Source organism: Streptomyces sp. 2323.1, assembly GCF_900221035.1.
In the GTDB taxonomy this organism is placed as follows: Bacteria; Actinomycetota; Actinomycetes; order Streptomycetales; family Streptomycetaceae; genus Streptomyces; species Streptomyces sioyaensis.
In genome coordinates this window covers 4,675,612-4,690,427 of the sequence record NZ_LT907981.1, presented here as the reverse complement: position 1 = coordinate 4,690,427, position 14,816 = coordinate 4,675,612, and the positions used below count along the sequence as shown (strand labels likewise).

The 14,816-nt window shown below is 74.1% G+C and carries 11 protein-coding genes; 8 read left to right on the top strand and 3 right to left on the bottom strand.

Features of this window, described 5'->3' with window-relative positions:
* Positions 1-301: 301 nt before the first annotated feature.
* A complete protein-coding gene (locus CPH93_RS20205; RefSeq protein WP_173909847.1) occupies positions 302-1,720 on the top strand; it encodes an MFS transporter in 1,419 nt (472 codons plus the stop codon).
* A 307-nt stretch (positions 1,721-2,027) separates the two neighbouring features.
* Here CPH93_RS20205 and CPH93_RS37290 read toward each other — a convergent pair whose 3' ends face one another.
* Complete coding sequence (locus CPH93_RS37290; RefSeq protein ID WP_096213629.1) at positions 2,028-3,686, bottom strand: MBL fold metallo-hydrolase; 1,659 nt, start codon at positions 3,684-3,686, stop codon at positions 2,028-2,030.
* 209 nt (positions 3,687-3,895) lie between these two features.
* Here CPH93_RS37290 and CPH93_RS20195 point away from each other — a divergent pair, with 209 nt between their 5' ends.
* The 3 genes from CPH93_RS20195 to CPH93_RS20185 are packed head-to-tail and all read left to right on the top strand — an operon-like array spanning position 3,896 to position 6,968.
* Positions 3,896-4,696 (top strand): GntR family transcriptional regulator, encoded by an 801-nt coding sequence (locus tag CPH93_RS20195; protein ID WP_096213628.1) that lies wholly within the window; start codon positions 3,896-3,898, stop codon positions 4,694-4,696.
* Positions 4,681-5,697, top strand: coding sequence for a sulfite exporter TauE/SafE family protein (locus CPH93_RS20190; RefSeq protein WP_096213627.1), 1,017 nt, complete (start codon positions 4,681-4,683; stop codon positions 5,695-5,697). The genes CPH93_RS20195 and CPH93_RS20190 overlap by 16 nt, the downstream gene beginning before the upstream one ends.
* Before the next feature lie 56 nt (positions 5,698-5,753).
* The gene (locus tag CPH93_RS20185) at positions 5,754-6,968 is read left to right on the top strand and encodes an NAD(P)/FAD-dependent oxidoreductase (protein WP_096213626.1); all 1,215 of its coding nucleotides are present in this window, start codon (positions 5,754-5,756) and stop codon (positions 6,966-6,968) included.
* Between the two features lie 196 nt (positions 6,969-7,164).
* Here the strand turns inward: CPH93_RS20185 and CPH93_RS20180 are convergent, their stop codons facing one another.
* Both CPH93_RS20180 and CPH93_RS20175 read right to left on the bottom strand, forming a co-directional pair.
* Positions 7,165-8,238, bottom strand: coding sequence for a MerR family transcriptional regulator (locus tag CPH93_RS20180; protein ID WP_096215515.1), 1,074 nt, complete (start codon positions 8,236-8,238; stop codon positions 7,165-7,167).
* A gap of 280 nt (positions 8,239-8,518) precedes the next feature.
* Positions 8,519-9,883: an amidohydrolase gene (locus tag CPH93_RS20175; protein WP_096213625.1), complete on the bottom strand. Its 1,365-nt coding sequence runs from the start codon at positions 9,881-9,883 to the stop codon at positions 8,519-8,521.
* 234 nt (positions 9,884-10,117) lie between these two features.
* On the opposite strand from CPH93_RS20175, the gene CPH93_RS20170 reads away from it, so the two are divergent.
* The 4 genes from CPH93_RS20170 (at position 10,118) to CPH93_RS20155 (ending at position 14,812) form a co-directional block, all read left to right on the top strand.
* On the top strand, positions 10,118-11,152 hold the full coding sequence (locus tag CPH93_RS20170) for a methyltransferase (protein WP_096213624.1): 1,035 nt from the start codon (positions 10,118-10,120) through the stop codon (positions 11,150-11,152).
* A 98-nt stretch (positions 11,153-11,250) separates the two neighbouring features.
* Positions 11,251-12,405 carry a low temperature requirement protein A gene (locus CPH93_RS20165; protein WP_096213623.1) on the top strand — a complete coding sequence of 385 codons (1,155 nt, stop codon included), beginning with the start codon at positions 11,251-11,253 and terminating at the stop codon, positions 12,403-12,405.
* A 459-nt stretch (positions 12,406-12,864) separates the two neighbouring features.
* Complete coding sequence (locus CPH93_RS20160) at positions 12,865-13,698, top strand: L,D-transpeptidase family protein (protein WP_096213622.1); 834 nt, start codon at positions 12,865-12,867, stop codon at positions 13,696-13,698.
* Positions 13,691-14,812 carry a P1 family peptidase gene (locus tag CPH93_RS20155; RefSeq protein WP_173910003.1) on the top strand — a complete coding sequence of 374 codons (1,122 nt, stop codon included), beginning with the start codon at positions 13,691-13,693 and terminating at the stop codon, positions 14,810-14,812. The genes CPH93_RS20160 and CPH93_RS20155 overlap by 8 nt, the downstream gene beginning before the upstream one ends.
* Positions 14,813-14,816 lie beyond the last annotated feature (4 nt).

The following is a 14,816-nucleotide window of genomic DNA, read 5'->3' as shown; positions in this document are numbered from 1 at the left end:
TCAACGATCGCTGAACGTCCGTTGTACGGGCCCGCGCCCGCCCTTCCCGCACCGGCGCGGCAGCGCCTCGTGCCGGACCCTCCCGGCTCCTCGCCGCGGACTTCGCCGGCACCTCGCCCCGGCCCCGGCACACCATTCCGGCCCCGGAGCACCGCCCGGGATTCCTCCGGCCGTGCGCGCTGCCCGCCCCGGCACTCATGCCCCTCTCCGGTGCACTCCATCCCCTCTCACCCCTTTTCTTTTTCCCGTTTCCCTCCCGCATGTCCTGGGAGGGCACCTGAGAGGCGGCTCGATGCCCGTCATGCCCCCATCCGCACAGCGCCCGCGCCTGGGCCCGCCGGCCCGTTGGGCACAGGCCGCCCTCGCCACCGGCGCCTGCTGCGTTCAACTGGACGCCTTCGCACTGAATCCGGCGCTCCCCGTCGTCCGCGACGAGCTGCACGGTTCCGCGGCCGCCACCCCCTGGATCGTCAGCGGCTATCTCCTCGCCGCCGGTTCCCTGATGCCGGTGGCCGGACGCCTCGGCGACCTCCACGGGCGGCGCCGGATGCTGACGCTCGGCACGGCGCTCTTCGGTGTCGCCGCCGCGCTGTGCGCGCTCGCGCCGTCGCTGCCGCTGCTGGTGGCGGCGCGGGTGCTCCAGGGTGCGGGCGGTGCACTGCTCATGCCGGCCGGGCTGGCTCTGCTGACCCATGCCTGTCCGCCGGGGCACGGGCGACGGGCGACCGGCCGGGCACTGGGGCTGGCCGGACTGGCCACCGTCTGCGGCCCGTTCCTCGGCGGGGTGCTCGCCCGGTCCGTCTCCTGGCGGGCGGTCTTCTGGCTGACCGTACCCCTCGCCCTGGCCGCCGCTCTGTGCGCCCGCCGGGCGACGGAGTCCCGTGATCCGCAGGCCCGGCGGCGCTTCGACACGGCCGGCGCGGCCGCCGCCACGGGCGCTCTCGTCTGCCTCGTCCGCTGGCTGGAGCATCCCGCGGCCTGGGGCTGGGCGATGGGTGTGGCGGCGCTCGGCACACTCTTCGTACGGGCCGAACGGCGTTCCCCCGCGCCGCTGGTGGACCTTGCGCTGTTCCGCAACCGCCCGTACGTGGCGCTGACCGCGGGCGGGGCGGTCGCCAACTCCACGACCGTGGCGCTGTTGTACGTGGTGCCGTGGGTGCTCCAGCGGGAGCAGGGGTGGTCGGTGCGGGATGCGGGGGTGGCGTTTCTTGCGCCCGCCGTCGTGCTGGCGGTCGGCGGCCCGGCGGCCGGCCGGGTGCGCCCCGCGGCCGCCGTGCCGGTGATGGCCGGCTGTCTGGCCCTCGCCGCGGCCGCGCTGGGGTGGGCCGCGTACGGTACCGGCGCCGCCGCGCTGTTGATCGCGTCGACGGGTGCCGCGGGGGCGCTGGGCGTGGCCGGCGGGCTGGCTCTCACCGGCACCCAGGCGGTCGTACGCCGCGAGCGGGCGGGCGAGGCGTCCGGGGTGACGAAGGCGGCGCTGACCGCGACGGCGGGGATCTGGCTCGCCGTCACCGGCGCCGGGGCGGGCGCCGGGGCCGGCGGAACGGGCAGCGTCACCGGGGCCGGAACGGGCAGCGGCGCCCGCCCGGCGCTGGCGCTCCCCGCCGCCGCCTGCCTGGCCGGCGCCGCGGTCCTCGTCCTCACGCTGTTGGTCCCCCGGGTGCGCAAGCGCCTACGCCGCCGGGCCGGCCGGGGCAGGGGCGGCCACCGGAGCGGCTGAGTTGGGGGCCGTACAGGGCAGGCCGGGGCGGATGGGGTCGTGGCCCCCGCGGGGCAGGCCGGGCGGCTGGGACGGGAGCGCCCACGGGGCGGGTCCGGGCGACTGGGACGGAAACGCCCACAGGCCAGGCCGCAGCGACCGGGACGGAGAGTTCGCAGGTCGGCCGAGGCGGCGGAGACAGCTGAAGGGGACGAGATAGCTGATGGGTCGGGACAGCCGAAGCGGCCGCGACAGTTGGAGGGGCCAAGACGGCGGAGGCGGCCGAGACGGCCGAGGCCGTATCGTCCGCCGGCCCCTCCGGCGCCGCTCACGCCGCGTCCGTCGCCACCGCCTCGTAGCCCCCCAACACATCGCACACGTCGCCGAACCCGTGCGCCTCCAGCAGGGCCGCCGCGATCACCGACCGGTTGCCGCTGCGGCAGTACAGGACCACCGGACGGTCCGGGTCCAGTTCGCCGATGCGGTGCCGGAGGCCGGCCAGCGGGATGTTGCGGGCTCCGGGGAGGGCCCCCGCCCCGTACTCGGCCGGATTGCGGACATCGATCAGCTGGACAGCAGTCGACCACGCGCCACCCACGCCACGGCCGGCTGCCCCACGGCCCACCGGCTCGCCACGGCCCGGCTCGCCACCACCCGGCTCGCCACCACCCGGCTCACCACCGCACGCCTCACGACCGCCCGGCTCGCGATCGACCACCTCAACGCCGCCCAACACCTCACCGGACACCTCCGAGCCGCCCGCCTCCTCGGCACCCACCTCCTCGCCAGCCGGCTTCTCCTCCACCGGCCCTCCCCCACCCGGCGCTCCGCCACCCGACCCCCCGCCGCTCACCCAGCCCTGCTCCCCCACCAGTTCCTCATAGCGGATGCGACGGCTCCGGCGGATGAGCGCAGGACAACGCTCCAGTACGGCCGCAGGGTCAGGCAGATGGCCAAGAACATGGTCGTAACCGATGCGGGCGAGGCGGAGGCGGGCCTCCTGCTCCGCGCCGGGGTCGGCGAGCAGGACGATCGGGGTGCCCGGGGCGAGCACGCTGCCGGTGTACTCCGCGAACCGCGTGTCCAGGCTCGTATGGAACGAACCGGCCAGGTGTGCGCGGGTGTAGGCGGTCAGCGGGCGGCAGTCGAGGAGGGCGGCGCCCTGCCGGTCGCGGGCCGCGAGGGCCTCGTCCAGGGTGAGGGCTGCCGGCGGGCCGGGCTCCAGGAGGGGGTGGCCGTCGCGGTTGAGGGCCGCGTCGTGGGCGAAGTAGCCGGGGGTTGCGGGCTGTCCCGCGGTGACCAGCCGCACGAAGTCGGCCTCCGGCATGGGCTGCAGGGCGTAGTTGAGACGCCGCTGGTCGCCGATGGTGGAGCTGGTCTCGGTGGAGAGACTGCGGCCGCAGGCGGATCCGGCGCCGTGTGCGGGAAAGACCCGGGTCGCGTCCGGGAGGGCCAGCAGTTTGGTGTGCAGGGAGTGGTGCAGCCGGGCGGCCATGCCCTCCGGTGAGTGCCCGGCGGCGGACAGCAGATCGGGGCGGCCGACATCGCCGACGAAGAGGGTGTCGCCGGTCAGCACACCGAACGGCACCTCGTCGTCGGGGTGTTCGCGGATGACCAGGCAGATGGATTCAAGGGTGTGGCCAGGGGTGGCGAGGACGGTGAGGGTGACCCCGTCGCCGTCGTCTCCACCGAGCAGGATGCGCTCGCCGTCCCTTAACCGCCGTATGGGGAAGCCGGTTTCGGCGGCCTCACCAAAGCAGACGGTGGCGCCGGTGGCACGGGCGAGTTCGAGGTGCCCGGAGAGGAAGTCGGCGTGAATGTGCGTCTCGACGACGAGTTCGATGCGCAGACCGGCGGCTTCCGCATCACGTACGTATTCGTCGGTATCGCGGCGCGGGTCGACGAGCACGGCCCGTCCGGTGGTCTCGTCGCCGATCAGGTACGACGCCTGGGACAGACAGTCGAGGTAGTACTGCGCGAAGTGCACGGTCGGCCTCCAGAGTGTGCGGGCCCGTCCGGCGGCCGGGCCGGGACCCGTCCGGGCAGGGTGCGTTGTGCGGATGCACGGATGTACGTACATTAGGTACGCCGAGGGCGGGCGACAAGCCGAGGCCGACTGCCCGTCAAGCGATATGACCCTGTATCAGCCGATTCGGCGTCCCCGCCCCCACCTCGTCAGTCCGCGGAGGAACCACCATGACGACCGAGCCGCCGGACGGCGCGCACGAGCCGCGCCCCCTGGACCGGGCCTCGCCGCTGCCCCTGTGGGCGCAGCTCTTCGCCGATCTGCGCCGTAGGATGGAAGCCGGCGCGTTCCACGAGGAGTTCCCGGCCGAGCACCGGCTCACCGGCGAGTACGGGGTCAGCCGGCACACCGTCCGCGAGGCGCTGCGCAAGCTGCGCGCCGACGGCCTGGTGATCGCCGAACGCGGCCGCGCCAGCCGGCTCGGCACCCGCCACATACAGCAGCCGCTGGGCTCCCTCTACAGCCTCTTCCGCGAGTTGGAGGGCCAGGGCGTGGAGCAACGCAGCGAGGTGCTGCGGCTGGAGCGGACCGAAGAGGGGACGATCGCCGGGCACCTAGGGCTGATCCCGGATGCGCCGCTGATCGTCCTGGAACGGCTGCGGCTCGCGGACGGCGAACCGCTCGCCCACGACACCGCGTATCTGCCCGCCGAGGTCGCCGAGCCGCTGCTGGACGCCGACTTCGGGCACACCTCGCTCTACGGGGAGCTGACCCGGCGCTGCGGGGTGAAGGTCACCGGCGGCAAGGAGCGGATCCATCCCTTCCTGCCGGACATACGGCAGGCGTGGCTGCTGGGACTGGCCGACCGGGAGCCCGCGTTCGCCATCGAGCGGCTGGGGCGGGCCGGGGAACGGCCGGTGGAGTGGCGCGAGACGGTGGTCCGCGGCGACCGGTTCACCTTCGTCGCGGAGTGGTCCGACACCAGCCGGGCCGTCGCCCTGGCACCGCGGGCCTCGTGTCCGTCCTCATAGCCGTCGCGGCGCTGCCGTGCGGGCTGCTGATCGGGCTGCTGCTGGGCGCGCTGGGCGGCGGCGGTTCGGTGCTGGCAGTGCCCGCGCTGGTCTATCTGCTGGGGCAGTCGCCGCACGAGGCGACCGCGGGCGCGCTGGTCGTCGTCACGGCCGGCGCGGTGACCGGGCTGGTGTGCCATGCCCGTGCCGGACGCGTCCGCTGGGCGGCCGGTACGGCCTTCGGGGCGCTGGGCACGGCCGGCAGCTACCTCGGTTCCCGGTGGAGCGCGGCCCTGGACCCCACGGTGCTGATGGCGGCATTCGCAGGCCTGATGCTCGTGGTGGCGGCGATGCTGCTGTTACGGGGGCGGGGCCCACGGCGGGCGGGGGTGGGCGCCAAGCCCTTAGGGGTACCCGAGCGGCGGGCGACGGATGATGCCGGGCCCTCGGGGGAAACCTCCTCGCGGACAGCGGACGGTGCCAAGCCCTCGGGGGAGCCCTTGCCACGGACGGCGGACGATGCCAGGCCCTCGGCGGAACCCCCGCATCTCGCCCCGGTACCGGATCCCGTACAGGCTGACCCCCTACGGGCCCCCCGGACTACGGCCGCCGCCCCCGTACACACCAGCCCCACCCACACGCGCACCCGCCCCGCCCGCGTAGCCGCGACCGCCTCCGCCGTCGGGCTGCTCACCGGGTTCTTCGGGGTCGGCGGCGGCTTCGTCGTCGTACCGGCCCTCACCCTGGTCCTGGGCCTGGAGATGCCGGTCGCCATAGGCACCTCGCTCCTCGTCATCCTCATCAACTCACTGACCGCGCTGGGCACCCGGGCCGGCACCGGCACCCTGGACTGGCCGCTGCTGGCCGGCTTCGCGGCCTGCGCTGCGGTCGGCAGCAACCTCGGCAACCGCCTCACCGCCCGCCTGCGCCCGCAGGCCCTGAACACGGCCTTCGCCGGCCTCGTCACCGTCCTCGCCGTCGCGATGGCGGCCGTCGCCCTCCCGCACCTCTGGGCGCCATGACCCCGGCCCGCCCCGTATCGACGCATCCCTTTCCACCCACCCTCCAGGAGGTACACATGGCTCCGGCATCCGCCGCCCCGTCCCACCACCAGGTCCTGATCGTCGGCGGCGGCACCGCAGGCATCACGGTCGCCGCCCGGTTACGACGTGCCGGCATCCGGCACGTCACGCTGCTGGAGCCCTCCGAAACACACTGGTACCAGCCCCTGTGGACGCTGGTCGGCGGCGGCCAGGCCCCGTTGCGCGCCTCGCTGCGCACCGAGGCGGACGTCATACCGCCAGGGGTGCGCTGGCTGCGCGAGCGCGCCACCGCCGTCGACCCCACCGCGCGGACGGTCACCACCGCCTCCGGCCGGGTCCTCTCCTACGGGCGGCTGGTCCTCGCCCCCGGCCTCCAGCTCGACTGGGACGGCGTGCCCGGTCTGTCCGCGGCGCTCGGCCACGGCGGGGTGAGCAGCAACTACCGGCCCGATCTCGCCCCGCTCACCTGGGAGTTGATCCGCCGGATGCGGAGCGGTACGGCGGTGTTCACCATGCCGTCCGGGCCGGTCAAATGCGGCGGCGCCCCGCAGAAGATCGCGTATCTGGCGGCCGACCACTGGCGCAAGCGCGGCGTACTGGACGCCATCCGCACCATCCTGGTGCTCCCGGAGCCCGCGATGTTCAAGGTGCCGGTCTTCGACCGCGCGCTGACGGAGACGGCCCGGCGGTACGGCATCGAGGTGCGGCTGAGCTCCGAGATGACCGGCCTCGACGGCGCCGCGCGCGAGGCGGAGATCACGGACCACGGCACCGGCAAGACCGAGACCGTGCACTACGACCTGCTGCACGCCGTACCGCCGCAGCGCGCCCCCGCATGGCTGGCCGACGGCCCGCTCGCCGACCCTGCCTCCCCGCACGGATACGTCAAGACCGACCGGGAAACCCTCCAACACCCGGATTTCCCGAACGTGTTCGCCCTCGGTGACGTCGCCCATCTGCCGACGTCCAAAACGGGCGCGGCGATCCGCAAGCAGGCCCCGGTCGTCGTCGCCAACCTCCTCGCCGGACTGCGCGGACGCCCCGCCACCGCCCGCTACAACGGCTACACCTCCTGCCCCCTGGTCACCGCCCGGCACAAGATGCTGCTCGCCGAGTTCGACTACGACCTGCAGCACACCCCCTCGATCCCCTTCCTCGACACCACCCGGGAACGCACCGACATGTGGTTCCTCAAGCGCTACGGCCTGCCGCAGCTCTACTTCAAGGGGATGTTGAAGGGGCTGGCTTAGGGGCCTTACGGGCCTTACGTGCCATAGGGGCCTTAGGGGCGGGGTGGTGGGCGCGGCTGCTCATCGCGGACCGGCCGCGCGGCCCGGCGCCATGGAGTGAACGGCCGACATCCCCGCCCGGACGGACGGGCCGGGAGCGCGGCGGCCGGCTGGAGAGGCCGGCCGACGCGCCCCTCGGTTGCCCTACGCCGCTGCCCTACGCCGCCGTCATCTCCGCCACCACACAGGCCACGTTGTCCGGCGCTCCCGCCTCGTGAGCCAGGCGGATCAGCTCCCGTACGGCCTGGTCGGGGGTGTCGGCCGCGGTCAGCACGTCCTGGATCGTCTCGGCCGGCAGCACTCCGGTCAGGCCGTCGGTGCACAGCAGATAGCGCTCCCCGGGCCGTGCTTCGAGCAGCTGCACATCCGGGGTGAACTCGGTGTCCGCGTCGAGCGAGCGCAGCAACAGGGCGCGCTGCGGGTGTGCGGGAGCCTCCTCGGGGGTGAGCCGGCCCTCGTCGATCAGCGACTGGACCAGGCTGTGGTCGTGGGTGATCCGGAAGAGGCCGGAGTCGCGCAGGACATAGGCGCGGGAGTCCCCGATGTGCAGCAGCGCCAGCCGGCTGCCGGAGCGCAGCAGCGCGGTGAGGGTGCTGCCGGTCGACTCGTCCGCCGAGGGGGCGGCGCGGTGGGCGCGACGGGCCGCCTCCTCCAGAGCGCCCGGGAGGTCCTCCGAGGTCGGGTCCTGGTGTTCCAGGACCTTGAGGGCATCGATCGCGGCGGTGGCGGCCGGGCCGCCGCGCGGGCCGTAGCCGTCGGCCACGGCCAGCAGCCGCGGTCCCGCGTAGGCCGCGTCCTGGTTGGCCGGGCGTACCTGTCCCCGGTCGGTCAGGGCGGCGCTGCGCATCGTCAGGGGCGTACGGGGTGCGGTCATGTCGGTGTCCTTCCACTTCAGCTGATCGACGAGGAAGGCGGCCAGATCCCGGCGGGCCGCGGTGTCGGCCTCGACCTGCGCCCAGTACGCGGCGACCGCCCCGGCCGCCGCGGCCGGGGCCAGCTCGCACACCTCACGGATGCGGGCCAGCGGCATCCCGAGCCGGCGCAGCCAGGCCACCAGCCGGGCCCGCTCCAGCTGAACCGGGGCGTAGTGGCGGTAGCCGCTGTGCGGGTCGACACGAGCCGGGGTCAGCAGGCCGAGTTCGTCGTAGAGGCGCAGCGCCTTCGGCGAGAGCCGCGAGGCCCGCGCGAACGCCCCGATGGTCAGCAACTGACCGTCCTCGTACGGCGTCATCTCCGCGCCCCCGTCCACCCGTCCGTCGCCCCGTCCATCCACCCGTCCGTCCTCCTCGTACCGGGCGCTCGCCCGGCACAGCCGATGCTGGGGCTTCCCCCAAGGACAAGGTCAAACGACCGCCGTCGAGCCGCCGGGGGCCGATAGGCCGACCTGCCTCACAGGAGCTTCCGCCGTCTTCGGCGCGGCCGCAGACTCCAGTGCGGCCGCGGACTCCAGCCCGCCCACCGTCTCCGGTACGGCCCTCGGCCCGCCCCGCCCACCGTCTCCGGTACGTCCGTCACACCCAGCCCACCCCCGTCTCCAATCCGCCCCTCAACCCACCCGATCCCCCCGCCAACGCCCCCAACTGATTGAGCGCCGCCGCCGTCAACGCCTCCACCCCCATGGTCAGCGTCGGCCGGACCACCGGTACGAAGTGCGGCGAGTGGTTCGACGGGATGTCCTGCGCCAGCCGGCCGGCGGCCAGCGCCGTATGGAACTCCTCCGGGTCCCAGCCGCCCAGCCACCAGTAGTACAGCGGTGCCCCGGCGGCGGTCGCCAGGAGTCCGGCGTCCTCGCTGCCAGTGGCGGGTTCGTACGGGAACAGCCGTTGCGCACCGAAGAGTTCGGTGAAAGCGTCGTTGACCTGCCCCAGCGTCGTGGAGTCGTTGACGGTGACGGGGAAGGTGTCCAGGGCCACGGTCTCGGGGGCGCGGTCCGCACCGGAGGCGGCGGCCTCGGCCCGGGCTATGCGGTCGACGGCGGCCAGCACGGCGCTGCGCACCGCATCGTCGAAGGTGCGGATGCTGAGCTGGACAACAGCCCGGTCGGGGATGACGTTGGCGGAGTCGCCGGCGTGGAAGGAGCCGACGGTGACCACCGCCCGGTCCTTCGGCGCGACCTCGCGGGCCACCACGGACTGCACCCGCTGGACGAAGGACGCGGCCATCAGGATCGGGTCGACGGTGGTCTCGGGCCGCGAGCCATGGCCGCCGGAGCCGTGGAAGGTGATCTCCAGAGTGTCGGCCGCCGCCATACAGGGGCCGGGGCAGTAGGCGATCAGCCCGGCGGCGAGCGGCGCGACATGCTGGGCCAGCACCACCTCGGGGGTGGGTATCAGGCCCTTGCTGTAGAGGCCGGCGTCGATCATGGCGCGGGCGCCGCCGCCGACCTCCTCGGCGGGCTGGAAGAGCGCGATCAGCGTGCCGGACCAGTGGTCGCGGCCCGCCGCGAGCAGATCGGCGGCGCCCAGCAGACACGTCACATGGACGTCGTGCCCGCAGGCGTGCATCCGGCCGGGGACCGTGGAGGCGTAGTCCAGACCGGAGTTCTCGGTGACGGGCAGCGCGTCCATGTCGGCGCGCAGCAGGACCACGGGCCCCGGTCCGTTGCGCAGCACGCCGACGACGCCGGTCCCGGCGATGCCGGTGGTGACGTCATAGCCGGATGCGGTCAGCCGGCGGGCGGCCTCGGCGGCCGTACGGGTCTCCTGGAAGCCGAGTTCGGGATGCCGGTGCAGGTCCTCGTAGAGGGCTACGAGGTCCGCGAGGCGGTCGTCGAGCGGGGCCAGGACGGCGGCCGGGGCGGCCGCCGCGGCGGAGTCGTTGCGGTGCTCGGCGTCATCGTTCGGGCTGGTCGTGCCTGTCGTGTCGCTGTCGCTCATACGCGCATTCGACCACGAACGGCCGCGCCTCATCGAGGCCGGATCCCTGGCATCCCCCGGATCCGTCCCTTAGGGCCCAGGCCGACCACCAAGGGCCCGGCACCCCATGCTCCCCTGGCCGGACTTCGCGCTTGACCCGGAGCCCGCCCGTGACACCGGAGCGCGCGGCTGCAACCGTGGATCACCCCCTGCGACCGGGACCAGCAAGCCCAAGCCGCTGACTGGAGGCTGACGTTGGCCACTTCCCCCGACCGAACGACCGGCGAGCCCCGCGACCTCACGGCTCACCTGATGGACCAGGCCATGGGCCACCTCTTCTCCGCCGCCCTGCGCACCGCGGCGCAGCACCGTATCGCCGACCACCTCGCCGAGGGCCCGCGCACCGCCGAGCAGCTGGCCGCCGCCACCGGCACCCACGCCCCGCACCTGCGCCGCGTGCTGCGCTACCTCGCCACCCGCGGCATCTTCCGGGAGGACACCGCGGGGGCCTTCCAGCTGACGCCCGCCGCCGCCTTGCTGCGTACCGGCGTCCCCGACTCGCTGCACCACGCAATCATGATGATGACCGACGACCTCTTCCGGCGGACCTCGGCCGATCTGCCCGAGGCGGTCCGGGAGGGCGGCACCTCCTTCGAGCGGCTCTACGGGGCGCCCCTCTTCACGCATCTGCAGTCGGACCCGGACGCCCGCCGGCTCTTCGACGACGGGATGTCGTCGCTGTCCGCACCGGTCGACGAGGCGGTGGCGGCGGTCTATCCGTTCCCCGCGACCGGCGCCACCGTCGTGGACGTCGGCGGCGGCCGCGGTGGACTGCTGCGCGCCGTGCTGCACCGCCATCCACAACTGACCGGCGTGCTCTTCGACCAGGCGCCGCCGCTCGCCCACCACCTCCTGGACGGCGACGAGTTGAAGGACCGCTGGCGCGTCCAGGAGGGCGACTTCTTCGCGTCCGTACCGGAGGGCGGTGACATCTACGTCCTCAAGCAGGTCCTGCACGACTGGCCGGACGAGGCCTGTCGGCGCATCCTGCGCAGCTGCCGTCAGGCGATGGCGGCCGGTAGCCGGCTGCTGGTCATCGACTCCGTACTGCCGCCGGGCAACGCGCCGCACTTCGGCAAGACCCTGGACGTGGCGATGATGGCCGTGGTCGACGGGAAGGAGCGCACCGCGGAGGAGTTCGCGACCCTGCTGTCGGCCGAAGGCTTCCGGCTGACCCGGGTGCTGCCGACCTCGGCCTTCCCCTCCATCGTGGACGCGGTCGCCGAGTAGCCGCCGCCCCCGTCCGACACACCCGCTCCCCTCATTGGCGCCGCGGGCCGCCCGCGCTGTACTGAGGGCGGCCGCTCCGGCCGACGAGAGGAGCCGAGGTGCCGGTCCCCATGCGGGCACGCCGACGCGACGAGGAGCACCGCGCCGCCACCCCGCTGGAGCTCTTCTTCGACCTGTGTTTCGTCGTGGCGATCGCCCAGGCGGGCCGCCAGCTGGCTCATGCGCTGGCCGAGGGGCATCCGGGGCACGGCCTCGCCGGTTACCTGATGCTCTTCTTCGCCATCTGGTGGGCCTGGATGAACTTCAGCTGGTTCTCCTCGGCGTACGACACCGACGACCCGCTCTACCGCGTGGTGACGCTGGTCCAGATGGCGGGGGTGCTGATCCTGGCCGCCGGCGTGCCGAGGGCCTTCGAGAGCGACTTCACCCTCGTGTGGTGCGGGTTCGTGGTGATGCGGCTGGCGATGGTCACCCAGTGGCTGCGGGCCGCGTACGGCAGCCGGGGCCCCGAGCGGCGCACCGCCCTGTACTACGCCCTGGGGGTGACGGTGTGCCAGGTCGGCTGGCTGGGGCTGCTGCTCCTGCCGAAGGGGGCCGTGCCCCTGGTGTTCGTCCTCGTCGGAGCGCTGGAACTGGCCGTCCCCGGTCTGGCCGAGCGGGGCTGGCAGACGAGCTGGCATGCCCGTCACATCGCGGAGCGCTACGGCCTGTTCACCATCATCGTGCTGGGCGAGACGATCGCGGCGGCCACGCTCGCCGTGCAGTCGGCGCTGGACGCGCACGACGCGCCGGGCCGCTTGCTGCCGATCGCGGGCGGCGGACTGCTGCTGGTCTTCGCCGCGTACTGGATCTATTTCGCGGTGCCCATCCACCGCCACCTGCGCACGAACCGTCAGGCGTTCCTGTGGGGCTACGGCCACTACCTCGTGTTCGGCTCGGCGGCCGCGATCGGCGCGGGCATCGAGGTCGCGGTGCGGGAGTCGGTCGGCAGGGCGGACCTGTCGGCGTACGGGGCGGCGGCGTGTGTGACGGTGCCGGGCGCGCTGTTCCTGTGCACGGTGTGGCTGATCCACTCCCGGCACCACAAGCGCGGCACGGCCCAGCAGCTGGTGCTGCCGGTGTCGGCGCTGCTGGTCCTGGCGTGCACCTTCGCCGGGCGCGCGGCGGTGCCGGCCGCGGGCCTGGTGGCCGCCGCGACCGTCGCGGCCGGCGTCCACCTCACGTCCCGTCAGGACACCGCACCGGCGGAGTAGTGGGGGAGCCGGTCGCCCCGCGCCGTCACCCGTCTCGGGGATCGTGCCGTCACCGATCTCCCGGAGGTGCCCCGGACGCGCCCCCGCGACGGGCTCCCGCGGCGCGCCGCGCCGCTCCGCCATAAGCGTGCCGAACGGCCGTACAGCCCCGTGCCCGCCCTGATTCTGCATCAGATCGAGCCATCTTCGTCCCCCGGCCGGGCGAGGCCCCGCCACCAGCGCGGTCCGCGCCCCGACCGCGCCCCCGGCCCGTCGACGGCTCGTCAATTACCCACCAATGGACCCCACTTCCCGCCGCTTCGCGCTCGCGTTCCCCGGGGGGCGCCTGAGCCAGCGGAGGCGCACCGATGCTGACGCGGTAGGGTGCAGATTGCCCTTTTTATGACAGGGAGTGCCCCTGTGAAGAACTACGGAAAGCCCGGGGGCAGACCGCCGTCCGTACTTGAGGAGACGCCAGCCATGGCCCGCCACGCTCAGTGCCGCGCGCGGACGAGACTGTCCCGGCGCAGCAAGGCCGTGAGCGGTCTCGCCCTCTCCACCCTGGTAGGCACCGCCCTGTGGGCGTGGCCGGCCTCGGGGGACGACCACAGTGGCGGGACCGACGCCAAGAGCACCACGTCCACGACGGCTTCCGGCCCGGACACGCCACGTACTCCCGCGGCCGCGCCGAAAACCGCCCCGAACGCCGCACCGAACGGTCCCGCCGGGCGGCAGATCCCCGGCCTCAGCGAAGCCGCCAGGAAGCGGATACCGGCCAATTCCCGACAGGTTCTGGTCGTCACGGGCAAGGGCATGGACTCCTTCGAGTCCCGTGTCGTCCTCTACACCCGCGCGGAGGGTTCGGACGACTGGACGCCGGGCCCCGTCTGGGGCGCGCACAACGCCGCGCACGGCTGGACCGACGACCACCGCTACGGCGATCTGCGCTCCCCCATCGGTGTCTTCTCGCTCACCGACGCGGGCGGGCGGCTGGCCGCCCCCGAGGGCACCCGGTTCCCCTACGACCGCAACAACAACTTCGTCGCCGACGGCACGGGGGTGGACGGCGAGCCGCTGGCCGGCGCCTTCGACTACGTCATCGCCATCAACTACAACCGGGAGCCCGGCACCTCCCCCATGGACAAGCAGCGTCCGTGGGGCGACGCCAAGGGCGGCGGGGTGTGGCTGCATGTCGACCACGACGGCCCCACCCAGGGCTGTGTGAGCCTCAAGCCCAAGGTGATGCGGGAACTGCTGCGCACCCTCGACCCCGACCTGCACCCGGTCATCGTGATGGGACCGGCCAATTACTGAGCAGCCACCGGGCGCGCCGACCCCCACGGGGCCGCAGGACGCCCTGACCGACGTCCTCGGCCTCCGGGTCGGCCATGCCGAGCGGACCGCCGACGGGTACCTGACCGGGACCACCGTCGTGCTGGCCCCCGACGGCGGCGCCGTCGCGGCCGTCGACGTACGCGGCGGCGGGCCCGGCACCCGGGAGACCGATGCGCTGGACCCGCGCAACCTCGTCCAGCGCATCGAAGCGGTCGTCCTGACCGGCGGCAGCGCCTTCGGTCTTGACGCCGCGTCGGGGGTCGTCGCCTGGCTGGAGGAACAGGGCCGCGGCTTCCGTGTCGGCCCCGACCCCGCACAGGTCGTCCCGGTCGTGCCGGCCGCGGCCCTGTTCGACCTGGGGCGCGGCGGCGACTGGCGGGCCCGCCCGGACGCCGCACTGGGCCGCGCCGCGGTCACGGCCGCGGCGGTCACCGAACCCGGCGTCCCGGTCGCCGAGGGCAACACGGGCGCCGGCACGGGCGCGGTGGTCGGCGGCCTCAAGGGCGGCATCGGCACCGCGAGCGTGGTCCTGCCGTCGGGCACCACCGTCGCCGCGCTGGCCGCCGTCAACGCCGTGGGCTCCGTCGCCGACCCGCGCACCGGCGCCCTCTACGGCCGGCTGTACGAGGGCCGTACCGACTGGCCCGACCCCGAGGTGCACGCCGCCGCCCTGCGCCGGCTGGCCGAGGCCCAGGAGATATCCGCGGCCCGCTCGGCCGCGTCCGTCCACCCGCCGCTCAACACCACCCTCGCGGTGGTCGCCACCGACGCCGCCCTCACCCGCGCCCAGGCCCACAAACTCGCCGGCACCGCACACGACGGGCTGGCCCGCGCCGTGCGCCCCGTGCATCTGCTGTCCGACGGCGACACGGTCTTCGCCCTGTCCACCGCCGCCCGTCCGCTCGCGTCCGAAGCGGCCCTCGCCGACACCGCCTTCGGCATCCATGCCGAGGCCGGTGCCCTCAACGAGATCCTGTCCGCGGGCGCGGACGTGGTCTGCCGCGCCGTGGTCCGGGGCGCCCTGGCAGCACAGACGGTGGACGGCCCCGGCGGCCTCTTCCCCGCGTACCGCGACCTCTACGGGGCGGACTGAGGCG